Raw genomic sequence first — 23,716 nt, forward strand, 5'->3', positions numbered from 1 at the left:
TTCCACGGAGTTCTTCGGTACTCGGGCAGGTCACTCGCCGGTGAAGGCGGCAGTTCGCTTCTCCATGAACGCGTTGACTGCCTCGGTGTGATCGGTCGTCTGCTGAACCAGCGCCTGCATGGCAGCGGATAATTCGAGGAGACTGTCGAGGCTTTGGTGCTGCCCCTCGCGGAGGAGCCTCTTGGCCATCCGTACCGAGTGTGGCGGGTTGGCGGCCACCCGGCCGGCGAGCGCGCGAGCTTCGTCGAGTAGCTTCTCCGGCGCAACGACACTGGAGACCAATCCCCACTCGAGCGCCTGGACCGCGTCGACACGGTCGCCCGTCAAGATCATCTCTGCGGCCCGCGCCATCCCGACGGCCTTGGGTAGCAGCCACGCGCCACCGTCACCCGGGATGATTCCCAGCTTGACGAAGCTCTCTGCAAAGAATGCCTTTTCGCTGGCAATGCGGAGGTCGCACATGAGGGCGAGGTCGCATCCGGCACCGACTGCGGGGCCGTTCACTGCTGCGATGAGAGGCACGTCGCAGTTGTACATGATCCGCGGAATCCGTTGTATCCCCGCTCTGTAGCCATCCCGTTGTTCGTGAGGCTTCCCCCCGAACAATCCGCGACGATGCGCCATGTCCTTGACGTTGCCGCCGGCGGAAAACGTCGATCCGGCGCCGGTGAGGATGACAGCTCGCACACCGTAGTCGGCGTTGACGGCATCGACGCAGGCGACCAATGCGTCCACAACGTCCATTCCGGAAATGGGATTGCTCTGCGCGGGTCGATTAATCGTCCACGTCTCGATGAACCCGTCGCGTTGGACGAGCACTGGACTATCCATGGGTGTAACTCCCCTATCTTCACTGCGGATCGACCGTTCGACTGGTGTCCGACCGGCATGCGAACGAACTCGTCGGCGGCGGTCTCGACCGCCGCCGACGAACACGTTCACCTCCTGCCGCCGAACACCTTCGCGTTCATACGCACGCTGCGCATGGCAGGGTTCAGGCGAGACCCAACTTGGGTCGCAGCCACTGGGCAATCCGGCTCAACGCGTGATCCGCCTCGGGTGCCCGACCCGCGTTGAAGTGGAATACATGCTGTTGCTCATCGACCACGTCGAGCACGACCTCGCCGCTCACCTTCTCGATCAATTCGGCCAACCGGCGTGAGTCGTCCAGCAGGGTCTCATAGCCTCCGACCGATACGTACACCGGAGGGAAGTCGGTGTAGTCGCTGAGCAGTGGGTTCGCCCGCGGGTCCGTTGCATCTGCGGGGTCGGAGAGGAACATCTCCCGCATCATCTCCAGCACCGCCCTCTTGGCCAACACGTCGACCGGGTCGTTCGAATCGACCGTCAACCCCGTGATCTCCATATCGAGCCACGGTGAAAGCGTGACGACTGCGGCAGGAGCGGGAAGCTCCAGGCTCGCGAGTTCGAACGCCGTCGAGATCGCGAGATTGGCGCCCGCCGAGTCGCCGACGGTCGCCGTGTACTCCGACTTGTAACCCTGCGTGCGGAGCCACTTGTGGACGGCCATGCAGTCTTCGAGTGGGGCCGGGTGCTTGTGCTCCGGCGCGAGCCGGTAGTCCACGATCAGGGCATGAACACCCGTCAGTTTGGCGAGATGTGCTGCGAGCTTGCGGTGGGAGAACCGTGAACCTGTCACGAACCCGCCACCGTGGGTGAAGACGATCACGCGGTCCTCGGCGGCCCCCAGAGGCTTGGCCCACATTGCCGGCACACCGTTGGCTGTCACGTCCTCATAGGTGACATCGATGGGTTCGATGGTCGGAAGATGCCATTCTTCGAACATATCTCGCTGACTGGCGAGGTCCATTCCTTCGGACCGGGTAAGCCACGACGCGTACAGGTCGTTGAGGAACAGGGATTCTTTGCTCACGGACATGCGTTGCTCACTTTCATCACTACTCGAGGGAGGAAGATTGACTGCTCAGGAAAGCGTGAAGCCCTTGTACCCCGCACACACGGTCTCGTCCCACTTGGCCAGGTAGAGGGGAAGACCACCGGGGTAGTTGAGCAACTGCCGCGGTTTACCCGGGACGTTGGCACCCATGTACCAGGAGTCGGCTTTGTCGTAGAGCGCCTCGGCCGTCAGCTCGGCGACGTGATCGGACCAGGCAGCATCCGCGTCCGCCTCGGATTCGATACGGTTCAGGGCGTTGTCCCGCATGTAGTCGAGGGTGTTGACGATGAGGTCACCTTGGATCTCGGCGCAGCTGGGCCCGTTGCAGAAGCCCGACGGGCTCAGTGGTCCGTAGAGGAACAGCAGGTTGGGGAATCCTGCCGTTGCGACTCCGAGGTTTGCCCGCACACCATTCGACCACTTGTCCCTGAGCAATGTACCGTCGGTGCCGCGAATGTCGATGGCGGTCAGGCCACCGGTGACGGCGTCGAAGCCCGTTGCATAGACGATGATGTCGAACTCGTGCTCTTCGGATGTGGTCCTCAGCCCGGTACGCGTGATCGTCTCGATCGGGTCCTCGTGCAGATCGACGAGACGCACGTTGTCCTGGTTGAAGATGTCATAGTACGTCCGCTCCAACGAGGGGCGCTTCACGCCGAAGGGGTACGCCTTCTTCATCGGCGCCAGCTTCTCGGCGACGACCGGGTCCTTGATCCGGGCACGCGTCCGGTCACGCCAGAACTCGTAGGCCGTGTCGTTTGCAGCATCGTCGACGAAGACGTCTTGGTACGTTCCGAGCCAGAACTCGAAACCGAACTCCCACAGTCGCTCATATGTGGTGGTTCGCTCCTCGTCGCTCACCTCGAGGGCTGACTTGGGAATGAAGTCGAAGTCGAAGCCGGAGAATGACGCCGAACGACGACTGAATCTGTCCGCCAGATCGGACTTGATCTTCGCGTTGTCCTCGTCGGTGAGCTGGCGCTGTCGCATCGGGAGCGCCTGAACGGGGGTGCGCTGGAAGATGGTCAGCTGTGCGGCTTCCCTCGACGCCTCCTGAGCGACCTGCACACCGCTGGCGCCGGTACCGATAATGGCGATTCGCTTTCCTGCGAAATCGATTCCGCCTTCGGGCCACAGACCGGTGTGGTGGCTGATCCCTGCGAAGCTGTCCATTCCCGCGAGCCTCGGGAAGATCGGCTTTGCCGCGAATCCGGTGCACAGAACGAAGTACTTGCAGACGAAAATGCTGCCGTCCTCCGCGGTCACGGTCCAGGTGTTCGTCTTATCGTTGAACTCGGCGGAATCGACCCGGGTGTTGTAGTAGATGTCCTTGCTCAGATCGAGCTTCGCGTCGACGTACTTGAAGTAGCGGCGCAGTTCGTCGCCTCCGGGATAGAGCTCGGAGAACGCGAAGTCATCCCATAGGTCGGGGCGCGTGAACTGGTAGATGGGACCTTCGCTGTCCACTCGGGCGCCCGGGTAGCGGTTCCAGTGCCAGATTCCGCCCAGGTCCCCACCCGCCTCGACTACTTTCACCGAGTACCCTCGACTCCGCAGATTTTCGAGCTGGTACAGCCCGGCGAATCCTGCTCCTACGACGAGAACGTCGAGTACTTCGGTCACGGCTGGTGCGGCAGTGCTCACTGTTGTCTCCTCTTGATACCGAGTGTTGCTTGGGGTTTGTTGATTGCGCTCTGTGTCGCAGACTGTGATGAGCTGATTGCGGGAAGGCCGTCCGGCGTGGCTGCTAGGTCCAGCGGACATACGCGGTCTTGGTGGTGGTGAAGAAGGTACGTGCGGCCTTTCCCTGTTCTCTGCTCATGCTGCTCGAGCCTTTGAGCCCGCCGAACGGCACATGTGGCTCGACACTGCTGGTCTCGCGATTGACGTGCACCAACCCCGATTGTGTGCGCCGGATGAAGGTCATCGCGGTCGCGATGTCTCTGGTGAACACTCCGGAGGACAGGCCGTAGTCCGTGTCGTTCGCGACCTTCAGCGCATCATCGAATCCGTCGACCTCCTGCACGGTCACGACTGGTCCGAAGATCTCCTCCCGGACGAGCCTGCTCTTCTCCGACACTCCGGTCAGGATGGTGGGTGCGATATAGCAAGTGTCGGAATCGAACTCTCTGCCCGTCAGGAACTCGGCGTTCTCGTCGCGGGCGAGTTGCAGGTATCCGGCCACCGTGTCCCGTTGCTGCACCGAGGCAAGTGGGCCGACGTCGGTGGCTTCGTCGTACGGATCACCGACGACGAGCGTGTCGGCGTGCGTCACCAGCAGTTCTCGCAGTCTGGGAGCGACGGTGCGGTCCACGTAGACCCGGCTCGTCGCTGTGCACCGCTGTCCCGCGTGGAGCATCGCGCTCTTCACGATCTGCAGCGCTGCATCCTCGACATCGGCGTCGGCAAGAACAATGGACGGGTTCTTGCCGCCCAGCTCGAGCTGGACCTTGACGTTGCGATCGCCGACGGCCTGACGGAGCCGCGACCCCACTGCACCCGAACCGGTGAAGGTCAGGGCTGCGAGTTGCGCGTTCCCGGTGAGTGCCGCCGAAAGCTTTCTACCGCTGCCCGTCACCAGATTGAGGACCCCCGCGGGCAACCCGGCTTCTGCGAGAATCCGCGTCAGGAACACGGCGGATCCGCAGGCCGGTTCGGCGGGCTTCCACACAACCGCGTTCCCGAAACCTATTGCCGCCGCGATCTTCCACGCCGGAAGCGCGAAGGGGAAGTTCCACGGTGTGATTGCACAAACGACACCGAGCGGCTCCTCTACCGTCATCAGCATCGTGTGTGAATCAGCACTGGGGTATGTCTCTCCACTGGGCTGCAGGATCTCACCCGCGTAGTAGCGGAGAATGGCGACACTTCGCAGGACCTCGGCGCGTGCGTCGCGGATCGCCTTCCCCATGTCCGCGGTGATCGTCAAGGCAGCCTCGTACACGCGGTTTTCCAAAAGGTCGGCGGCAGAGCGAAGAAAATCCGACCGCTGAATCGCTGGCGTCTCTGACCACGCTGGTTGGGCACCGGCGGCGGCCGCATACCCAGCCTCGACATCGTGGGGAGTCGCCGACGCGTAGATTCCCGTCACACGGCGCAGATCGGAGGGATCGACACGCTCGAAAGTGTCGGTGGCGGTGCTCCATCGACCTGCGATGTACAACGTTCTCCCGTCAGCGATCGACGACGACAACGCTGGGTGGTCCACGTTCACGGACATTTTTGTTCCCCTATCTGTGTAGGCGCAGAAATGGGTGGAAGTTTCACCACTCGGCGCGGAGATGATGAATGGCCTAACCCGTGCGCAATGCGGCAGACGCGCCGGTACGAAAATCGTCTCGGCATTTCCGTAGCCGCACTTTTGACGCGGGCGGGTCGATGTCGGATGTTCCGTGCTCAGGACAGTAGCGCGACGGCAGTCGAACTAACTGGAACAAATTGCTCGCTTGTTCTCAAACGACGTGCACTGAACACTCTTTGAAGTCTCGCGGGAATTGAACTCGCTGACTCCTGGCGCCTTGGCCGGCACCCAGACTGATGCCGTCCGCCCAGCGACTGTTGACGACATCCGCAACCTGTTCGCAAATCCAGCTGCGGCACAGAGAGACATCGAATCGTCGCGAGGGCGATGGCCAGCTGGCCGCCCAACGCCCCGGCCACCTTCCAACCCGATTCACGCGTGACTCCTCATACCCAAAGTGACCTGAAACACCTTGCAGGGCAAGCATGACACCCGGTCCCTGAAAACACAATAGGAGATTAGTTTACGTATATAGGCAATTTGAGTTGGTGCCGGGCGGGAGATGCGCGGCAAAACCTGGCGGGATCGAGGAGGTGGGCGGCATAGATGATCGATCTCGCCATCCGATCCTGGAGTCGATGGCCTAGGCCGGCACCGACCAGCCCGGTCCAGCGTTGCGAATAACTCAAATCGCTGAGTTCCACACCGATCCGGCGAATGGTCGAATCGGTTTCCGCGACAGAGACGAGCGATCTCGCCGGCATATCCGCGCTCCACACTGGGCCTGCGCAACATACTCCCGGGACAGACGCAGGCCAAACCATCTTGCCCGCACAGACTTCGAAACCCAGCCTGCGCGAGCAGGCATGACCGTCGCCTCCGGTCCCGACGTCATTCGTTGAGCGAGAAGGGTACGGGGTTGGCAGCTGCGACTGTGGCTGAAACCACAGCACAAGTCGAGAACGTAGGTAGAGTCACCTCCTTCGCGCCGCACAGGCACGCGGCGAACACGGCTGCGGCAGTGGAAATAGCCCTCACAGGGAAGAAGGAGACCGACCATACTGCCGCGGCTTGAACTCACTGTTCACCGTCTCCACCGATCCGGAGCCGGCCGCCGAAGTGATCGACATCGTCGACCTGTACTTGAATCCACCGACAACGCAATTGTGTTGTGCGTGGACGAAAGGTGGCAGCTTCAGGCCCTGGACCGGACCGCACCGGTGCTGACGATGCGGATCGGCTCGCCCGGGAGGCCACCCACGACTACGCCCGACACGGCACCTCCACCCTGTTGGCCGCCCCGGGCATCGCCACCGGCAAGGTCACCGGGCTGCACATACCGAGACATCACCCTCAGGAGTCCCTCATCTTCCTCGAACACCTCACCCGCGCCTACCCGGAGCGAGAGTTTCATCTGGTGATGGACAACGACGCCACCCACAAGAAGGGCCGAAGTCCGGGCGTGGCCAGCCGACAATCCTCGTATTCATCTGCATTTCACGCCATCTCGCACCATGGATGAACCTTGTGGCGGTGTGGTTCGGAATAATCGAACGGCGGCCATCCACCGCGGGCCTTCGGCTCCATCACGGAGCCGACCACCAAGATCCGCGCCTTCATCAGCGGATGGAACACCCGCTGCGCGCCGTTCGTCTGAACCAACACCGCCAAGCAATTACATACCAAGGCAGAGCGTGAAGATACTTCAATCACGAGCCAAGGGACCGGCGTTGCGCATTGTCGTTAGACGCCGACCAGAGGGCCTATGACTGGATTCCATTGGTAAATGTGCTGCTCTACGACGACGCCCTGCTTGACGTATGGATCCTCCGCAAGCAGAGAGCGCAAGGCGTCTTCGCTGACCGCTTGGAATACCAGTAGGGCTCCGGCACCGTCGGCCCAGGCGCCGGCCTCCTGCAGCACGCCTCGGGCAGCGGCATCCTTGACGAAAGTCAGGTGTTCGGCATGCGCTGCCTCTTTGACCGAGGCATTGGTGGTATACGACCAGATCACAGCGAACAAGGCCATGGTTACTCCTCAAAAGGGGGATGAAACATGAAACGGCTCCGAATATGCACATGGAGTGCGCACTCGAGAAGGTTAGAAGTACGGCTGAGGTGACTCGTGTCCCATTTCGCAACACTGGTTGCTCCATGAAGATGATGCATGAAGCGGAATCGGATCTGACCGACGGGGAATCTGTTGTCCACGTTCACCGACGCGGGCGGGGTCACCACCGCGCGGCCGGGTCGGTGAGCGAGTCGATCACCTTCGACCCGTGCCAGAGCGTCCACGGCCAGCCGTGGGTGAGAATCAACGGGATCGGGTACGGCTCGACCACGGCCGAATCCCCGCCATGGACCGGATCAGACCCTCCGCGGGGATGGGAGCAGTCCGCACAGTGCGGCGAACTGCTGCTCGCTGCTCAGTCGTTCGGGGTTGTCGCCCCAGGCGACCAGAAGCTGGCCGGCGGCGAGGGGCCGACGCCGGGCAGTGTCAGTAGTGCCGGGTGTCGATACCATCGATGTCGGACGTGTGCTGTTGATGGCACACGGCCAGTCGTTTCAAAGATCCGCCTCGTCGGGCAAGCATCATCGGCACCGGCTCCCTGGGCAGAGACCGCACCGCCAACTCCGCGATCGTGCGAATGTCCGCCGGTGACACACGCACCGTCGACTACATCGCGCGACGCACAGCGGAGGGCAAGTCCGACCGCGAGATCATCCGCTGCCTCAAACGCTTCGTCGCGCGCGAGGTTTTCAAGATCATCGGAGAATCCGCAGCCAGTGAACAGCGGCACGGGCCGACTGCGCCATCGTCGCCGAACACTGGCCACCCCGATCACCACGGTGGCAACCGCACTCGCGGTTCCCTACCAGCGCCTACGACGCCTGGAGATCGGGCAACGCCTCGACCCCGACTTCACCGCCACCCACTCGCGGTGGCTCACCGACCGCGAACAGCAGTCCAACTCCCTATCCCTGGCCGACACTGCTCGAGCAATCCTGACAGCAATAAGAGCATCCATTATCGTGGACGCAACCAAGACCTGCAGGTCGGAAACACCGAGAAGTGATATCGATCCGCGGAACCTACACCGTCTGTAGGTTCCCAGCCTCCGTGCCGTGGCAGTTTCTCGGGTACGTTCAGCGTCCGGTGTCAGTGGGGATGTTGGTTCTCAATTTCGTGTCACGACGACACGCTGACGGTGATGCTGGTCAACGCCCGCGACCCCCCGCAACGTGCCGGGCCGCAACACCGATCCCGTCCCCGTCCGTTTCGGGCGCTCGTGGAATCGTCATTCAGCTGGCGGGGCGGTCTGTCACGGTGACCGAAATCTGCTGGGTGTCACCGCCGCGGAGCACGGTCAGTTCGACTCGATCGCCCGGCGCGAGGGCACGAAGCGCCGCGATGAAGTCCTCCGCCGACTCGGTGTCGTGGCCGTTGACCGCGGTGATGACATCGCCGGGCCGGATACCCGCGGTCGCAGCCGGACCGAGCGGGACTACCTCGAGGACGATGACACCGCTGGTGCGATCGACCGCCGATTGTTCGGCGATCTGCGGGGTCAGTGTGCCGGGTTGAATGCCGACGTACGCATGCTGGGCGGTCCCGGACGCCAGCAGTTGATCCGCGACATCGACGACATTCGCCGCGGGGATGGCGAAGCCCAGAGCCACCGCACCCGCCGACGGGGGGATGTAGGCCTGGCTCATCCCCACGACCCGGCCTTGTCCGTCGATCAGGGCACCCCCGGAGTTACCCGGCGAGATTGCAGCGTCGGTCTGGATCAGGTCGACCAGAGGCGCCCCGGTGGAGGCCGACCCGGGGATCTGACGGTGCAGTCCTGAGATGATGCCCGAGGTGACTGTGGCCTCGAACCCCAGGGGGCTGCCCATGACCACCGCGAGCGCGCCGACCTCCGGCAGCGCTGTCTCGAACGTCGCCGCAGTCAGATTCGGGCGGTCCGCGTGAAGGACCGCGACGTCGGTCACGCGATCGACGGCCCGCACGTTCGCCGGCACCTGTTGCCCGTCCGCGAAGGCGACGTTCACGTGCCGGGATCCCTCGACGACGTGGGCGTTGGTGAGGATGGTGCCGTCGGTCTTGTAGACGATGCCGCTGCCCACGCCGGAGCCGGTGAGTACGGTGACAACCGAGGCCTCCACCTGCCGGACCAGTGCCGGCAGGTCTATGGCGGGCCCGGCTGCGGGGGTCGAGGTGGTGGGAGCCGAGGGGCCGCATCCCGCGAGGAGGAGGGCCACGATCGCGACCAGCGGCACCCAGATCGAGGAACGTGCGGTCGACGGCGCGCGCATCAGCGACCGGTTCCGTACGACATCGGTCTCCTACATGCGCCTGCCGCGAGTGGGCCCATCCGATCAACATACTCCTGGCTTCGCCCGTGGGCTGCCCTGTCGAACCGCTTCGTGTCCCCGCCCAACCGGCATCGACGACCGGCAGCCCGCATCCCTCCCCTACTGTGAGCCGGCACCGCCCGTATTATGGTGCACTACCATATATTTCACATTGCTCCAACTTCGGTTGCCTCCAATTTGGTTACTTACCAGTGGATTCCGGTGCGGGCGACTTCAATGTATGAATAATCAGGCAGCTGGAAAATGGATTTCGCTGCTGATCCGATCCGTGTCGGGAACTTGTGGCTCCGTCACCGAGCACCTGATCCTGTACGTGAGGCTGAGGCCAGCTGTCTTTCCACGGTTTTCGGAGACTGTGGTGTCAGGACGGAAGCGCGCTTCCTACTTTGGCCTTGCCGGAACCTTGCGACACGAGGTGTCGGGTGCGAGAATTATCTGCATCGGGAGTTTTATTCGCGCACGCACCGGACTGGGTGTGGTCGCCACCGACCCCCGTTTTCTCGTATGCCCACAGGCGGATGAAGAATCCTCATGCGGTTGAGCCGCCCGTGAGCTCGACCCGTTGACCGACCGACGGGACGCCGAGCCGATACCCCGCAGGCTCGGCGAACCCCACATCATCGACGCCCAGGGGGCGTGATGTCAGAGTCCAGTGGCGGAACCTCCGCCGTAAGTCCACACCAACCTGCACGCCAGGTAATTGCAACGTTCGACAACTACGCCGACGCCGAAAGCGCCGTCGACTACCTCTCCGACCAGCATTTCACGGTAGACAAACTCGCCATCGTCGGCCGCGACATCGAGCTGGTCGAGCAGGTCGTCGGCCGACTGAACTACGGCTGGGCCGCTCTGCGCGGCGCCGCCGCGGGCGCGCTGACGGGCGCACTGTTCGGCTGGATCTTCGGATTACTCGACTGGGTCCGGCCACTGCTCACGGGCCTCACACTCGCCTTCTACGGGCTGATCTTCGGCGCCCTCATCGGTGCTCTGCTCGGCCTGCTCATGTATGCGCCGCAAGGCGGCCGGCGCGACTTCACCTCAACCCAGTCATTACAACCACGTCACTACGAAGTCCTCGCCGACGTCGAGGTCGCGGACGAAGCCGTCCGCCTGCTCACCGGCCGGGCCGATCGAAAGGAATGAGTCATGGCAACCGCGGTAGGCATCGACTTGGGCACCACCAACTCGGTCATCGCCAGCTGGCAAGGCGGCGAGCCGGTGGTGATCTCCAATGTCGAGGGAGCGCGGACGACGCCGTCGGTGGTGGCGTTCACCGAGAGCGGCGAGCGCCTGGTGGGTCAGCTCGCCCGACGGCAGGCGATCTTGAACCCGAAGGGCACGATCTACTCGGCGAAACGCTTCATCGGACGGCATTACGACGAGATCTCCGAGGAGGCCAAAGCAGTCAGCTTCGACGTCGTGCCGGGTGACAACGGTGAGGCCCGATTCGACGTGCGGGGCAAGAAATACGCGCCGGAGGAGATCAGTGCCCTCGTGCTGCGCAAACTCGTCGACGATGCAAGCAAGTTCCTCGGTGAGAAGGTCAAGGAAGCGGTCATCACCGTTCCGGCCTACTTCAACGACGCGCAGCGCAACGCCACCAAGGACGCCGGCCGCATCGCCGGCCTCGAAGTTTTGCGGATCATCAACGAGCCGACCGCTGCGGCACTGGCGTACGGCATGGACAAGCAGACCCACGAGACCGTTCTGGTCTTCGACCTCGGCGGCGGCACCTTCGATGTGAGTCTGCTCGACGTCGGCGAGGGTGTGGTCGAGGTTCGCTCCACGGCCGGCGACTCCCACCTCGGCGGCGACGACTTCGACCGGCGTCTGGTGGACTACCTCGCCGACGAATTCCAGAGTGCGGAGAACATCGATCTGCGCAAGGATCCGCAGGCGTTGCAGCGGCTCTTCGAGGCCGCGGAGAAGGCCAAGGTCGAGTTGTCCTCGGTGACTCAGGCCCAGGTCAATTTGCCCTTCGTCACCGCTGACGCGAACGGTCCCAAGCACCTCACCACGACGATCATGCGATCGAAGTTCGAGGATCTGACCGCGGATCTGGTGGAACGCTGCCTCGACCCGGTGAAGCAGGCGATGAGTGACGCCAAGGTCACCGCCAACGACATCGACGAGGTGATCCTGGTCGGTGGTTCGACACGTATTCCGGCGGTGCAGGCGCTGGTTCGCCGGCTCACCGGCGGCAAGGACCCCCACATGGGCGTCAACCCGGACGAGGTCGTGGCGCTCGGTGCCGCAGTCCAGGCGGGTGTGCTCAAGGGCGAGGTCTCCGATGTGCTGTTGCTCGATGTCACCCCGCTGTCCCTCGGCGTCGAGACGCAGGGCGGGGTGATGACCAAGATCATCGAGCGCAACACCACGATCCCGGCCCGGCGCAGCGAAGTGTTCTCCACCGCGGAAGACAATCAGTCCGCCGTGGACGTCGTGGTCCTGCAGGGCGAACGCGAACGGGCCGCCGACAACCGGGTGCTGGGTCGGTTCCGGCTCGAAGACATCCGCCCCGCGCCCCGCGGCGAGGCCCAGGTCGAAGTCACCTTCGACATCGACGCCAACGGCATCCTCAACGTCACCGCCCGCGACAAGGACACCGGCAAGGAGCAGAGCATCACGATCAGCGAGCAGGGCAACCTGGACCAGAGCGAGGTCGAGCGCATGCTCGCCGAGGCCGAACGGAACCGGGGCGAGGACGAGGCGCTGCGCACGGCGGTCGACGCGCGCAACGCCCTCGATTCGGTTGCCTATCAGGTGGAACGGCGACTCGCCGAACTCGGTGACAGTGCCCCACCGCACGACAAGGCACGCGCCGAGATGCTGATCGCCGACGCCAGGAAGGCCGTGAAAGACGGTGCTTCGCCCGCGGAGGTACAGCCACTCGCCTCGGAGCTGCAGCAGCTGCTCTACGGGCTCGCACCGGCCCAGGCCGGCGGCGGCGACGGACACCAGGCCGGCGGCGGAGGCGAGGGTGCGTCGTCGGATGACGACGACGTGATCGACGCCGAATTCGATCGGAGCTGAGGCACCCGATGGACAGGTCTGCAGATCATTCGACGACCGAGCCGGCTACCGACGGTACCGACACCGATCAGACCGAGACGGTGCCTGAACGCACCGACACGGGGGCCGAGCTGGCTCAACTCGAGGACCGCTGGCGCCGGGCCCTCGCAGATCTGGACAACCTGCGCAAGCGGTATGCCAAGGATCTGGACCGTGAACGCGCCGCGGAGGCGGCGAGGGTGTCGGCGGCGTGGCTGCCGGTGCTGGACAATCTGGAGCTCGCGCTGGCCCATGCGGGCAGCGATCCTCAGGCCGTCGTCGAGGGTGTGAAGGCGATCCGGGATCAGGCGGTGCAGTTGCTCTCACGGCTCGGCTTCGAGCGCCACGACGAGGTCGGTGTGCCGTTCTCCCCGGAGCTCCACGAAGTTGTCAGTGTGGTGGCCCAACCCGACCTTCCCTCCGGGACCGTGATCGAGGTCTTGCGCCCGGGCTATGGGGAGGACGGGCGGCAGTTGCGTCCCGCCTCGGTGGTCGTCAGCCGGCCCGAGGGGTGAGCACCGATGGCGCGTGACTACTACGACGTGCTCGGGGTCCCGCGCGGCGCCGGCACCGACGAAATCCAGCAGGCGTACCGCAAGCTGGCCCGCAAGTACCACCCCGACGTGAACAAGGACCCCACCGCGGAGGACAAGTTCAAGGAGGCCAACGAGGCCTACCAGGTGTTGTCCGACCCGGACACCCGCAAACGCTACGACCGATTCGGTGACGACTTCCGGCGGGTGCCCGAGGACTACGACGAACGGGTCCGGGCGAGCGCCGGTGGGTACGGCGGCGCGGGATACGGCGGCGGGGGCGGGGGCAGACGGGTGCACTTCGGTCACGGTGTCGGTGGCGAGGGCGGCGTCGACTTCGAGGACCTCTTCGGGCAGATGTTCGGCGGCGGCGGTGGGTACGGGCCGATACCCGGCGCCGATCAGGAGGCGGAACTGGAACTGCCCCTGGAAGAGGCGTATCGGGGCGGCAAACGCACTCTCAGACTGGACGGACGGCAGTACGACGTCGACATTCCGGCCGGTGTCCTGGACGGCCAGCGCATCCGGCTGGCCGGGCAAGGCGGCCGGGGCAACGGTGACGCGCCGCCCGGGGATCTGTACCTCGTGGTCCGGATCAAACCGCATTCCCGGTTCCGGGTACAGGGCCGGGACATCTACGTCGACCTGCCCGTATCGCCCTGGGAGGCGGCCCTCGGGTCGACCGTCGTCGTTCCTACCCCGGGTGGCGACGCGAAAGTCAAAGTGGCACCGGGCTCGTCGACGGGAAGGAAGCTGCGCCTGCGCGGAGAAGGTATGCCCAATCCGCGGGGCGCCAACGGCAACCTCTACGCCGAAATCAAGGTGATGGTGCCGTCGAAACCGACAGCACGCGAACGCGAGCTGTTCGAACAGTTGGCCGCCGAATCGAACTTCGATCCGAGGAAACAGACATGAGCACCCCGACCCCCGTCACCCGGTACGTCTTGGTTCGCCGTACCCGACTGTCGCCGGATGCCTTCGCCGAACGTACCGGGCTGCACCCGGACCTGGCACGAAAGCTGGTGGCCCTCGGCCTGCTCGACGCCCACCACGACGCCGGCGGCGAGATGTCCTTCGAACCATCCGAAGTGGCCCACGCCGCCCGCATCCAACGGCTGCGGACCGGTCTGGGCCTGAACTACTCGGCAATCGGGCTGGTGCTCGATCTGCTGGATCGAATCGAGGAACTCGAAGCAGCGTCCCGCAGAAGGAGGACACCCCCATGGACACCGGCAGCCTGACTGAAAAGTCACGAGAAGCCCTGCAGGAAGCCCAGAACGTAGCGACCAGAATGGGCCACACCGAGGTCGACGGTGAGCACCTGCTGCTCGCGTTGGTCGATCAGCAGGACGGGTTGGTACCCCGGCTGCTCGAGCAGGCCGGCGCGAACGTCGACGCCCTGCGATCCGATCTGGAACGGGAACTCTCGCGCAGGCCGAAGGTCAGCGGCCCCGGCGCGACACCCGGTCAGGTGATGATCACCCAGCGCCTGGCCAAGCTGCTCGACGCCGCGGAACGGGAGGCGAAGCGACTCAAAGATTCCTACGTGTCGGTGGAGCATCTCGTGATGGCCCTCTCCGAGGAGGGGTCGGCCAGTGCGGCCGGACGTGTCCTCGCCAGTCATGGGGTCACACGAGATGCCTTCCTCACCGCGCTGACGAAAGTGCGCGGCAATCAGCGCGTCACCTCGGCGACCCCGGAAGGGGCGTACGAGGCGCTCGAGAAGTACGGCCGCGATCTCGTCTCCGAGGGGCGGGCCGGCAAACTCGATCCGGTCATCGGCCGAGATGCCGAGATCCGCAGGGTGACGCAGATCCTGAGCCGGAAGACGAAGAACAATCCGGTGCTGATCGGTGACCCCGGCGTCGGGAAGACCGCGATCGTCGAGGGACTCGCCCAGCGGATCGTCCGCGGTGACGTGCCCGAGGGCCTGCGTGACAAGACGATCTTCTCGCTCGACATGGGTTCCCTGGTGGCCGGCGCGAAGTACCGCGGCGAGTTCGAGGAGCGACTGCAGGCGGTGCTGTCCGAGGTGAAGGCGGCCGAGGGGCACATCCTGTTGTTCGTCGACGAGTTACACACCGTGGTCGGCGCGGGATCAGTCGGCGGCGAGGGGTCTCTCGACGCCGGCAACATGCTCAAGCCGATGCTCGCCCGCGGCGAACTGCACATGATCGGTGCCACCACCCTCGACGAGTACCGCAAGCACATCGAATCCGATGCGGCACTGGAGCGTCGCTTCCAGACCGTTCTCGTCGACGAGCCCGGCATCGAGGATGCGATCTCGATTCTGCGCGGACTTCGGGAACGCCTCGAGGTGTTTCACGGCGTGAAGATTCAGGACGGCGCACTGGTGGCCGCCGTGACCCTCTCACACCGGTACATCACCGACCGCTTCCTTCCGGACAAGGCGATCGATCTGGTAGACGAGGCATGCGCGCGGCTGCGCACCGAAATCGACTCGATGCCCGCCGAACTCGACGAGCTCACCCGGAAGGTGACCCGGCTGGAGATCGAAGAGGCCGCGCTGTCCAAGGAAACGGACGCGGCCAGCAAGACGCGCCTCGAGGAGCTGCGTAAGGAGCTGGCGGATCTGCGGGCCGAGGCCGACGCCCGGCACGCCCAGTGGGAGGCCGAGCGGCAGGCGATCCGGCGGGTGCAGGAGCTGAGGGGAGAGCTGGAACGGTTGCGCCACGAGGCCGAGGAAGCGGAGCGCAACTACGACCTCAATCGGGCCGCCGAGTTGCGATACGGCGAGATCACCGAGCTCGAACGCCGACTCGCGGCGGCGGAGGAGCAACTGGCCACCCGGCAGGGCCGCAATCCGTTGCTGCGCGAGGTGGTCACCGAAGACGAGATCGCCGAGATCGTGGCCGCATGGACGGGTATCCCGGTCGCCCGGCTGCAGGAAGGCGAGCGGGAGAAGCTGCTCAAGCTCGACGAGATCCTGCACGAGAGGGTCGTCGGTCAGGACGAGGCGGTGCAACTGGTCGCAGACGCGGTGATCCGGGCGAGGTCCGGTATCCGCGACCCGCGCCGGCCGATCGGTTCGTTCATCTTCCTGGGCCCGACGGGCGTGGGAAAGACCGAGCTCGCCAAGACGCTGGCCAGCGCCCTCTTCGACAGCGAAGAGAACATGGTGCGCCTGGACATGAGCGAGTACCAGGAGCGGCACACGGTGAGCAGGCTCATCGGTGCACCCCCCGGGTACGTCGGCTACGACGAGGGCGGCCAGCTCACCGAGGCGGTGCGTCGCAAGCCGTACTCCGTGGTGCTCTTCGACGAGATCGAGAAAGCCCACGCCGACGTCTTCAACACCCTGCTGCAGGTACTCGACGACGGCCGCATCACCGATTCCCAAGGACGGCAGGTCGATTTCCGGAACACCGTCATCATCATGACCTCCAACATCGGATCCCAGCATCTCCTCGACGGAGTCACAGCCGACGGCGAGATCAAACCGGACGCCCGGGAGCGGGTGCTGGCGGAACTGCGCGGGCACTTCCGTCCCGAATTCCTCAACCGGGTCGACGACATCGTGTTGTTCACCCCGCTCACCCTGCCCCAGATCGAGCACATCGTCGAGCTGCAACTCACCGACCTTCGGAACAGGTTGTCGGAGCGGCAGATACACCTGGATATCACGGCGGAGGCGCGCCGGCTCATCGCCGAACGCGGGTTCGATCCGGTCTACGGTGCGCGGCCGCTGCGGCGGTTCATCGCCCACGAGGTCGAGACCAGGATAGGTCGTGCGCTGTTGCGCGGCGAGATCGAACCGGGTGGCACCATCGGTGTCACGGTGGACGGCGGCGAGCTCGCCGTCGCGTATGCGGAACCCGCCGTCGCGGCGGCCTGAGACGAGGTGGGTCATGGGATCCGACAAGGTGAAGTGCCCGAACTGCCACAAGGTCAACAAGGTGCCGGCGGCCGGGGACGGCACACCGCGCTGCGGGAACTGCCACGAGCCGCTGCCCTGGATTACTTCGGCCGGGGACTACGACTTCGCGGAGGTCGCCGAGAAATCCTCGGTGCCTGTGCTCGTCGATCTCTGGGCGACGTGGTGCGGCCCGTGCCGCATGGTCAGCCCGGCACTCGAGCAGCTCGCCAGGGAACGCGCGGGTCAGATCAAGCTGGTCAAGGTCGACGTGGATGCTGCGCCCCAGACGGCCCAACGGTTCACCGTCCGCGCCGTGCCGACGCTGCTGGTGATGGACCGGGGTGAGGTCCTCGCTCGTCAGGCGGGCGCCGCCCCGGTACCGGCGCTGCGCACCTGGCTCGATCAGGCGCTCTCGGAAAATGCAGGCAAGGAGGCAAAGCCATGACCTCGGTCCACGCGGACCCCCACGTGACCGCGATCCGGCCCGTGGCGCCCCGGACCCCGCAGGGTTGCGAGGAATGTCTTCGCCTCGGCACCCCGTGGGTGCATCTGAGGCTGTGCCTGACGTGCGGACACGTCGGATGCTGCGACTCCTCGCCGGGCAAGCACGCGAGCGCGCACGCCCACGCCATCGGCCATCCGATCGTCCAGTCGATGGAACCCGGTGAAGATTGGCGCTGGTGTTATGTCGACCAGAACTTCGTCTGAGGACGCCGCACCCCTCGGCGACGGTCCGCCGGTCGACGACGAGACCCCGGATGCGGTCGGAGCTTTCCCGCGGCTGACGGACGACCAGGTGGCAACGCTCGCGACCGGTGGCGCGCGTCGATCGGTTCGCGCCGGCGAGGTGCTGATCCGAGAGGGCGCGCACAGCAACGACTTCTTCGTCATCCTTTCCGGCAAGGTCGCGGTCATCGACGAGGGCGACGGGGACGGCGAACGCCGGATACTGCGCGTGCACGGTCCAGGCCGCTTCCTGGGCGAGCTCGGACTGCTCGAAGGCCAGGTGGCGTTCTTCACCGCCGAGGCGATCGAGGACGGCGAGATGCTCGTCGTCCCGGCCGAGCGGGTGCGTGAGCTCGTTGCCCACGATCTTGTGCTCAGCGATCTGATCCTGCGCGCCTACCTGGTGCGCCGGCACCTGCTGATCGGGCTCGGTTCGGGGTTCCGGATCGTCGGCTCCTGTTATTCCCCGGATACGTTGCGGCTTCGCGAGTTCGCCATGCGCAACCGATTGCCCCACAGGTGGTTCGATCTGGAGCAGGACGCACGGGCGGAGCAGCTGCTGCGCAGCCTGGACATCGCCCCCGAGGACACTCCGGTCGTGATCTGGCACGGCGAGAAGGTGCTGCGCAATCCGACGAATGCGGAACTCGCCCGCATCGTCGGGCTTCCGGTCCCGGACCCGGTCCTGGACGCAGCCCAGGACGTGTGCAACCTCGTCGTCGTCGGTGCCGGACCGGCCGGTCTGGCCGCGTCCGTGTACGGCGCCTCAGACGGGTTGACCACGGTGACGCTGGAGTCGATCGCCGCCGGCGGCCAGGCCAGTACCTCCTCCCGGATCGAGAACTACCTGGGCTTCCCGGCGGGGATCTCCGGCTCCGAATTAGCCGAGCGCGCGGTGATCCAGGCCGGCAAGTTCGGCGCCCGCATCCTGGTATCGGCGGAGGTGACCGGTTTGGGATCCGAGTCCGGGAACCACGTGCTCCGGCTGGCGGACGGCGGCGCGGTTCGCGGCCGGACCGTCGTGCTCGCCACCGGGGCGCGATATCGCAAGTTGGCGGTTCCGGGGATCGAAGCACTGGAAGGGACGAGCGTGTACTACGCCGCAACCCATCAGGAAGCGCGGATGTGCGGCACCGACCCGGTCGCCATCGTCGGCGGCGGAAACTCCGCCGGACAGGCCACCGTCTTCCTCGCCGACCACGTCTCCCACGTCCACCTGCTCATCCGCGGCGACGACCTCGGAAAGAACATGTCCCGATACCTCGTGGACCAGATCGAGCACCACCCGCACGTCACCGTCCACCGGAACACCGAGGTTCGCGAGGTCCACGGTGAGAAGTACCTCGATGCAATCGTGGTCGAGGACAATCGCACAGGGGAACAGGACACCATCCGGGTGCACGCCCTGTTCGTGTTTATCGGGGCGATGCCGCACACCGGGTGGCTGGCCGACGCGATCGCGCTCGACGACCACGGCTTCGTCCTCACGGGCGTGGACGCGGTCCACGCCCGAGGGGACGGCAACCGGCGGATCGGCGCCGGGCCGTCGAGGACGCTCGAAACCAACCGCCCCGGCCTGTTCGCGGCGGGCGACGTCCGCAGCGGCTCCGTGAAACGGGTCGCATCCGCTGTCGGTGAAGGAGCGATGGCGGTTCGCCAAATCCATGAATACTTCGAGAGGAGCTGACGACATGCCAGTGATGGGCACCGTGAAATTCCAGCGATTCTTCCGGGCCGCGGCTGGACTGCAAGTCGACCGGAACGATCTCAAGCGCTATACGGATTTCATCGACGACAAGATCTACGACGTGATCCTCATCGGCAAGGCCTCGGCAAAGGCAAACCTGAGGGACGTGATCGAACCGTGGGACCTGCCGATCACCAAGGGGCTGCAGGAGAGCATCCACCGGTTCGAAAAACTGGACGAGGAGATCGAACTACAACCTCTGCTCGATCAACTGACGGCCCGGCCGCCGTTGGACGTGGCACTCTCCGAGGAGACCGAGCGGCGACTGCCGCTGATCGCCGGAGGCCTGAGCGTGGCACTGGCGCATACCTTCGTCACGGTCGAGCCGGACCGCAAGAACCCCGGGACCGCCGAATGGAACATCGCCTTCGACATCTTCCATCTACTGCTCTGACCCCGGCCAGCGGCCGGGGCGAACCGTTGGTTGCCGGGACGCGACGAACTCGTCCGAGTCAAGTAGTACCGGTTGTCGACTACCCAGCGGCTGCGACACGTACTGCGCGAGTACTGCCCGGCGGCCGGGAAACCGTTCGAGGATCTCGATGCGGTCGACGCCCTCGAGCTGCTCGGTAAGGCCCCGCCCCGGCGGCAGCAGCGAGACTGACGTGCCGCCAGATCACCGCGGCGCTCCGCAAGGCCCGCCGCCGCAACATCGAGACCGACGGGTCAGGCCGCATGGCGTGCAGAACAGCTGGGTCGGGCGGCGGTGATCACCACAGGCCTACGCGGCCACCACCCGCTCCGCCGCGGCCGTGCTTGGCAACTCGCGACCAATTCTCGAATACTTTGCGGCGACTCGCGCAGTCGAAACGATTAGATAATTGGCGGTATGCGACACGAAATTTTGGAAGAACGCGTTACAGGCCTCCTATCTTGGCTGCACGTCCGGTTTTGCCGCAGAGAGTCGAACAGAATTGTATCGTTTCTATCATGGGTCGAATCCTGCCGACCCCGAGAAGCCTGAGGAGAACCGACAGTGGCTGCGCCTGCGCGATTGATCATCGATACAGATCCAGGGATTGACGATGCGCTGGCGCTGGCTCTGGCGGTGACGAGCCCAGAGGTCGATCTGCTTGGCGTCACCACGGTCGCGGGAAACGCTCCGGTCGAAGAGGCGACCGACAACGCACTGCGGCTTTTGCGCGCACTCGGACGGGACGACGTTCCGGTCGCGGCGGGCGCAAACCGCGCGCTCGTCCGCATCGGGATGCACAACCAGCCGTCACCGCACGGCGAGAACGGGTTGGGCGGCGTCGAGCTTCCTGCGCCGACTCGTTCGTTGTCCAAGGAACACGCCGTCGGACTCCTCGCGTCGGCGCTCCGTGAGGCCGCACCGCGGTCCGTGACGATCGCGGCGATCGGTCCGTTGACCAATATCGCCCTGCTCGTCGCCATGCACCCCGAGTTGATCGACCGGATCGACAAGCTGGTGATCATGGGCGGGAGCACCGGCCGGGGCAACATCACGCCGGTTGCAGAGTTCAACATCTGGTCCGACCCCGAGGCGGCGCAACGCGTCTTCGCATGTCCGCACCTCGAAACCTGGCTCCTGGGACTCGATGTCACGCGACGTTCGACTCTGGACGAGAAAGCACTCGCAATGCTCGAGGCGCGGTCACATACCGGGTCACTCCTCGCGACGATGATCCGAGGCTACGGTGACATTCAGGCCGACGGCTGGCCCATGCACGACGCCTTGGTGATCGCGGCGATCGTGGATCCTTCGATCGTTCGATTGCAGACCGCGGCAGTCGAAGTCGAGACCGGTGTCGGTGTCGGTCGCGGACAGACGGTGTGCACGCTGTCGGGCTCCGTCACCACGTCCGGGGGGTGCGCCACGCCGGGTACCCGTCTGGCGGTCGATCTGGATGTCGCCCGATTCCGTGACCTCGTCATCACGCGCGTCGCGGGTCTCGCTGTGGCACCGGCCTGAAGAGGCCGAACGACAGGGCGTAGCGGACACTACCCAAGGCTGCCGTTGGGCAGTGCGTTCGTGCGAACTCACAATTCTACGAGCGCCCCGCCACATCGGCGGGCGGAAGGACGTGCCGAGGTCCTGGGGTAGCCGAGCGGCTTCCAGTCCGCCGGCACACCCAATTCCATGCGAACGATCTCCGGCGCAAAGATGGTGGATCCGATCCAACAACTGCCCACTTCCCGTGCGGCGAGGGAAACCAAAAGCCCTTGTACCGCCGCGCCGACGGCCACGGTGAACATCGTCGTCTCGGCGCGCCGACGGTACGCGTCCGGGTATTGTTGGGCGCCGTCCAGTACACAGTACGGGACGGTAATTTCCCGGGCGTCGAACAAAAATGCCGCCGCGAACGATTCGCCGCCCCCCGCTCCGGGGGCAAGCCGTCAGCGGTCAGATCGATCCGCCATTGCTCGCGCATCGCGGCGAGGAATCGCACGCGTACCTCGCGACCGCAGCCATACAAATCACACAGGACGTGTGTGGTGCCGGGTTGGTGCGGTCAGGGATTCGGCGACCGCCTGCGTGATCAGCTCTGGGTGAACCGGCCTGTGGTGCCGAATCCGGACATCCAGAACATCACGATCGACAGCGAACACAGCTGAAAGCGCGAACCGAATGCCGCAGCAACTGAGCCTCGCGGCGACCTTGTGCCAGCGCCTCAGCGGTGCCGAGCCAGAACAAGTCAGATCGGTTGCATCTGACCCGTCGTCGTATGTTTTCAGTCCCCGAACTACAGCGACGGAGATACCCGCCACCTTGCCCTTCACCAGATCGGCGGCGGCCGCGAGTTCGTCGCCCACTGCCACCTCGGTTACCAGCACGTTGCCCTGCGCGTCGCGGCGGTTTGCCCTTGGCGCCACGCGCGGCCCATCGTGTCCGTGATGATCACCGCCACGCTGACACCGAGCAGATACTGCAAACATGCCGAATCGACTGCGCGCTCTCATCGGGGTTCTCTGGTAGTAGTACCAATTCGTACGAGAAGACGTTAGACCCATCGATCCCCGAAGCGGCTTGCACGATCCCCCAGACGGTTCTCGGTGATGACGGTTGACCCCTCGCGGGCAACGACATGAACGGCTTCCTGCTCGACCAGACGCGCCCGGAACGCGTCACGATCCTGAGCTCCTGTCGGCGCATCGACGATTCGTCCCTCTGCCTTGGACACAATCTTGCTCGTGATCACGACGATGTCGTCGTCAACCAAACCAAGGCGCCTGGTGCGCGACCTGTTCGGCGACGTCGTCTCCCCGCCGGACCTCCGGAAGACCTGTCACGGGAAACACATGGAGTCCACTGACAGAGCCGTGGTCGGGGACGTCCGGGGCTCCCGAAGACTGGGCGGCCGACGTCATCGCTGGCTCTGCAATCGAGGAATTCGGGTAATCCGGTCCTCCTCTGCAAGTCGCAACTTCGCTTGTCGGAGTAATTTTTCCCGCTGACTCTGCGCGAGTTCAGGAGTCACGTTCGACGACAACAGTGCGGTCAATTGTTTGAAGTACGGGCGCGGTGGCACGCCGAAGGTAATGAATATGTCATCCGCGGTTCCGCCACCGAAGGGTTGCCAGCGGCGGGCAAAGTCGATCATCGCAGCCTCGTGTTTGTCCAAGAACGCGAACTCACGCGCCGACCCCAGAGCAGCCATGCGGGCGCCGAAGCCCAATCCCCGGACCGTGCGCAGGTCGGAGGCGGTGTCCACGTCTGACCTCAGCGAAGTCCATTCACCCTCGAGAGCTATGGCGCCCGACGCCTGATGGGCGAGCGCCGAACCGATGCCGAAGGCCGGAAACAGTCCTTCGCCCGCCGCCGATAGCAGCAACGTTGTGCCCTTTCCATCCCGGTCGGCGCAGTACGCACGCCTGCCGTCGGCAGCCGAGATGAATGCGGACAATTCGCGATGCCGAAGCGCTGGAAGATCCGCCAGCAACGCGCCCACCACTCGGCCTGGGCGTTCCCGCTCCAGCAGGGCCGCGCCGTGGTTCAACGCCGAGTTCACTCCCCCGGCTGGCTCGTTTCCCAGTACGCGTGCACCGAGCCGTTCGACGCTGCGCGCCACGACCGGGTCCGGGGTGACGACGAGCACCGAGTCGACCGCTCGTGCCCGCAGCGCAGCGCAGACTGTGTCGAGCACGATCGCCAGGACCAGCCTCTTGTGCGCGTTCATCTTTCCGGTACCGCCGTCAACCGCGCCCCGGAGTCGTGTTTTCGCCTCGGAGAGTGACTTGACCGGAATTATCAGGTCGATAGGATGCGGATTCGTCATTACAAG

The 23,716-nt window shown here is 64.8% G+C and carries 20 protein-coding genes and 2 pseudogenes; 14 read left to right on the plus strand and 8 right to left on the minus strand.

Annotated features, from left to right (window positions below; genetic code table 11):
- Nucleotides 1–30: 30 nt before the first annotated feature.
- The 4 genes from ACFTWF_RS23860 to ACFTWF_RS23875 all read right to left on the minus strand — a co-directional run bounded on the left by ACFTWF_RS23860 (nucleotide 31) and on the right by ACFTWF_RS23875 (nucleotide 5,138).
- Nucleotides 31–831 carry a crotonase/enoyl-CoA hydratase family protein gene (locus tag ACFTWF_RS23860; RefSeq protein WP_378463645.1) on the minus strand — a complete coding sequence of 267 codons (801 nt, stop codon included), beginning with the start codon at nucleotides 829–831 and terminating at the stop codon, nucleotides 31–33.
- A 163-nt stretch (nucleotides 832–994) separates the two neighbouring features.
- Nucleotides 995–1,900 (minus strand): alpha/beta hydrolase, encoded by a 906-nt coding sequence (locus ACFTWF_RS23865; protein WP_378463646.1) that lies wholly within the window; start codon nucleotides 1,898–1,900, stop codon nucleotides 995–997.
- 45 nt (nucleotides 1,901–1,945) lie between these two features.
- The gene (locus tag ACFTWF_RS23870) at nucleotides 1,946–3,562 is read right to left on the minus strand and encodes a flavin-containing monooxygenase (RefSeq protein ID WP_378463647.1); all 1,617 of its coding nucleotides are present in this window, start codon (nucleotides 3,560–3,562) and stop codon (nucleotides 1,946–1,948) included.
- 103 nt (nucleotides 3,563–3,665) lie between these two features.
- A complete protein-coding gene (locus tag ACFTWF_RS23875) occupies nucleotides 3,666–5,138 on the minus strand; it encodes an aldehyde dehydrogenase family protein (RefSeq protein ID WP_378463648.1) in 1,473 nt (490 codons plus the stop codon).
- Nucleotides 5,139–6,345: 1,207 nt separating this feature from the next.
- On the opposite strand from ACFTWF_RS23875, the gene ACFTWF_RS23880 reads away from it, so the two are divergent.
- On the plus strand, nucleotides 6,346–6,681 hold the full coding sequence (locus ACFTWF_RS23880) for a hypothetical protein (protein ID WP_378463649.1): 336 nt from the start codon (nucleotides 6,346–6,348) through the stop codon (nucleotides 6,679–6,681).
- A 221-nt stretch (nucleotides 6,682–6,902) separates the two neighbouring features.
- On the opposite strand, the gene ACFTWF_RS23885 is transcribed toward ACFTWF_RS23880, so the two are convergent.
- Nucleotides 6,903–7,187, minus strand: coding sequence for a YciI family protein (locus ACFTWF_RS23885; protein WP_378463650.1), 285 nt, complete (start codon nucleotides 7,185–7,187; stop codon nucleotides 6,903–6,905).
- A gap of 546 nt (nucleotides 7,188–7,733) precedes the next feature.
- Here ACFTWF_RS23885 and ACFTWF_RS23890 point away from each other — a divergent pair.
- Nucleotides 7,734–7,929 (plus strand): annotated as a pseudogene (locus ACFTWF_RS23890) (IS110 family transposase); the annotation flags it as partial.
- 532 nt (nucleotides 7,930–8,461) lie between these two features.
- On the opposite strand, the gene ACFTWF_RS23895 reads toward ACFTWF_RS23890, so the two are convergent.
- Nucleotides 8,462–9,478, minus strand: a complete 1,017-nt coding sequence (locus ACFTWF_RS23895; protein ID WP_378463651.1) for a S1C family serine protease — start codon at nucleotides 9,476–9,478, stop codon at nucleotides 8,462–8,464.
- Nucleotides 9,479–10,177: 699 nt separating this feature from the next.
- Between ACFTWF_RS23895 and ACFTWF_RS23900 the strand changes: the two genes are divergently transcribed.
- From ACFTWF_RS23900 to ACFTWF_RS23955, 12 genes are all read left to right on the plus strand, one after another.
- Nucleotides 10,178–10,681, plus strand: coding sequence for a general stress protein (locus ACFTWF_RS23900; protein WP_378463652.1), 504 nt, complete (start codon nucleotides 10,178–10,180; stop codon nucleotides 10,679–10,681).
- Nucleotides 10,682–10,684: 3 nt separating this feature from the next.
- Nucleotides 10,685–12,571 (plus strand): molecular chaperone DnaK, encoded by a 1,887-nt coding sequence (gene dnaK / locus ACFTWF_RS23905; protein WP_378463653.1) that lies wholly within the window; start codon nucleotides 10,685–10,687, stop codon nucleotides 12,569–12,571.
- 8 nt (nucleotides 12,572–12,579) lie between these two features.
- Complete coding sequence (locus ACFTWF_RS23910) at nucleotides 12,580–13,104, plus strand: nucleotide exchange factor GrpE (RefSeq protein ID WP_378463654.1); 525 nt, start codon at nucleotides 12,580–12,582, stop codon at nucleotides 13,102–13,104.
- Between the two features lie 6 nt (nucleotides 13,105–13,110).
- The gene (locus ACFTWF_RS23915; RefSeq protein WP_378463655.1) at nucleotides 13,111–14,037 is read left to right on the plus strand and encodes a DnaJ C-terminal domain-containing protein; all 927 of its coding nucleotides are present in this window, start codon (nucleotides 13,111–13,113) and stop codon (nucleotides 14,035–14,037) included.
- Nucleotides 14,034–14,363 (plus strand): chaperone modulator CbpM, encoded by a 330-nt coding sequence (locus ACFTWF_RS23920; RefSeq protein WP_378463656.1) that lies wholly within the window; start codon nucleotides 14,034–14,036, stop codon nucleotides 14,361–14,363. The genes ACFTWF_RS23915 and ACFTWF_RS23920 overlap by 4 nt, the downstream gene beginning before the upstream one ends.
- Nucleotides 14,345–16,978, plus strand: coding sequence for an ATP-dependent chaperone ClpB (clpB, locus tag ACFTWF_RS23925; protein ID WP_378463657.1), 2,634 nt, complete (start codon nucleotides 14,345–14,347; stop codon nucleotides 16,976–16,978). Before ACFTWF_RS23920 ends, clpB begins: the two co-directional genes overlap by 19 nt.
- Nucleotides 16,979–16,991: 13 nt before the next feature.
- A complete protein-coding gene (gene trxA, locus ACFTWF_RS23930; protein WP_378463658.1) occupies nucleotides 16,992–17,444 on the plus strand; it encodes a thioredoxin in 453 nt (150 codons plus the stop codon).
- A complete protein-coding gene (locus tag ACFTWF_RS23935; protein WP_378463659.1) occupies nucleotides 17,441–17,707 on the plus strand; it encodes a UBP-type zinc finger domain-containing protein in 267 nt (88 codons plus the stop codon). Before trxA ends, ACFTWF_RS23935 begins: the two co-directional genes overlap by 4 nt.
- A complete protein-coding gene (locus ACFTWF_RS23940; protein WP_378463660.1) occupies nucleotides 17,685–19,412 on the plus strand; it encodes an FAD-dependent oxidoreductase in 1,728 nt (575 codons plus the stop codon). The genes ACFTWF_RS23935 and ACFTWF_RS23940 overlap by 23 nt, the downstream gene beginning before the upstream one ends.
- Before the next feature lie 13 nt (nucleotides 19,413–19,425).
- Entirely contained in the window at nucleotides 19,426–19,866 is a 441-nt protein-coding gene (locus tag ACFTWF_RS23945) for a DUF1931 family protein (RefSeq protein ID WP_378463819.1), read from the plus strand.
- A gap of 72 nt (nucleotides 19,867–19,938) precedes the next feature.
- Complete coding sequence (locus ACFTWF_RS23950; protein ID WP_378463661.1) at nucleotides 19,939–20,076, plus strand: hypothetical protein; 138 nt, start codon at nucleotides 19,939–19,941, stop codon at nucleotides 20,074–20,076.
- A 372-nt stretch (nucleotides 20,077–20,448) separates the two neighbouring features.
- Complete coding sequence (locus ACFTWF_RS23955; RefSeq protein ID WP_378463662.1) at nucleotides 20,449–21,405, plus strand: nucleoside hydrolase; 957 nt, start codon at nucleotides 20,449–20,451, stop codon at nucleotides 21,403–21,405.
- Between the two features lie 68 nt (nucleotides 21,406–21,473).
- Here ACFTWF_RS23955 and ACFTWF_RS23960 read toward each other — a convergent pair.
- Both ACFTWF_RS23960 and cofC read right to left on the minus strand, forming a co-directional pair.
- Nucleotides 21,474–22,802: pseudogene (locus ACFTWF_RS23960) on the minus strand (coenzyme F420-0:L-glutamate ligase).
- Nucleotides 22,799–23,710, minus strand: coding sequence for a 2-phospho-L-lactate guanylyltransferase (gene cofC, locus ACFTWF_RS23965; RefSeq protein ID WP_378463663.1), 912 nt, complete (start codon nucleotides 23,708–23,710; stop codon nucleotides 22,799–22,801). Before cofC ends, ACFTWF_RS23960 begins: the two are co-directional and overlap by 4 nt.
- Between the last annotated feature and the right edge of the window lie 6 nt (nucleotides 23,711–23,716).

The organism is Rhodococcus sp. NPDC056960 (assembly GCF_042674125.1).
Lineage (GTDB): Bacteria > Actinomycetota > Actinomycetes > Mycobacteriales > Mycobacteriaceae > Rhodococcus_F.

Coding starts and splice junctions, on each gene's coding strand:
- ACFTWF_RS23860 (WP_378463645.1), bottom strand. CDS start 831: ATGGATAGTCCAGTGCTCGTCCAACGCGACGGGTTCATCGAGACGTGG.
- ACFTWF_RS23865 (WP_378463646.1), bottom strand. CDS start 1,900: ATGTCCGTGAGCAAAGAATCCCTGTTCCTCAACGACCTGTACGCGTCG.
- ACFTWF_RS23875 (WP_378463648.1), bottom strand. CDS start 5,138: ATGTCCGTGAACGTGGACCACCCAGCGTTGTCGTCGTCGATCGCTGAC.
- ACFTWF_RS23885 (WP_378463650.1), bottom strand. CDS start 7,187: ATGGCCTTGTTCGCTGTGATCTGGTCGTATACCACCAATGCCTCGGTC.
- ACFTWF_RS23895 (WP_378463651.1), bottom strand. CDS start 9,478: ATGCGCGCGCCGTCGACCGCACGTTCCTCGATCTGGGTGCCGCTGGTC.
- ACFTWF_RS23900 (WP_378463652.1), top strand. CDS start 10,178: ATGTCAGAGTCCAGTGGCGGAACCTCCGCCGTAAGTCCACACCAACCT.
- dnaK (WP_378463653.1), top strand. CDS start 10,685: ATGGCAACCGCGGTAGGCATCGACTTGGGCACCACCAACTCGGTCATC.
- ACFTWF_RS23910 (WP_378463654.1), top strand. CDS start 12,580: ATGGACAGGTCTGCAGATCATTCGACGACCGAGCCGGCTACCGACGGT.
- ACFTWF_RS23915 (WP_378463655.1), top strand. CDS start 13,111: ATGGCGCGTGACTACTACGACGTGCTCGGGGTCCCGCGCGGCGCCGGC.
- ACFTWF_RS23920 (WP_378463656.1), top strand. CDS start 14,034: ATGAGCACCCCGACCCCCGTCACCCGGTACGTCTTGGTTCGCCGTACC.
- clpB (WP_378463657.1), top strand. CDS start 14,345: ATGGACACCGGCAGCCTGACTGAAAAGTCACGAGAAGCCCTGCAGGAA.
- trxA (WP_378463658.1), top strand. CDS start 16,992: ATGGGATCCGACAAGGTGAAGTGCCCGAACTGCCACAAGGTCAACAAG.
- ACFTWF_RS23935 (WP_378463659.1), top strand. CDS start 17,441: ATGACCTCGGTCCACGCGGACCCCCACGTGACCGCGATCCGGCCCGTG.
- ACFTWF_RS23940 (WP_378463660.1), top strand. CDS start 17,685: ATGTCGACCAGAACTTCGTCTGAGGACGCCGCACCCCTCGGCGACGGT.
- ACFTWF_RS23945 (WP_378463819.1), top strand. CDS start 19,426: ATGGGCACCGTGAAATTCCAGCGATTCTTCCGGGCCGCGGCTGGACTG.
- cofC (WP_378463663.1), bottom strand. CDS start 23,710: ATGACGAATCCGCATCCTATCGACCTGATAATTCCGGTCAAGTCACTC.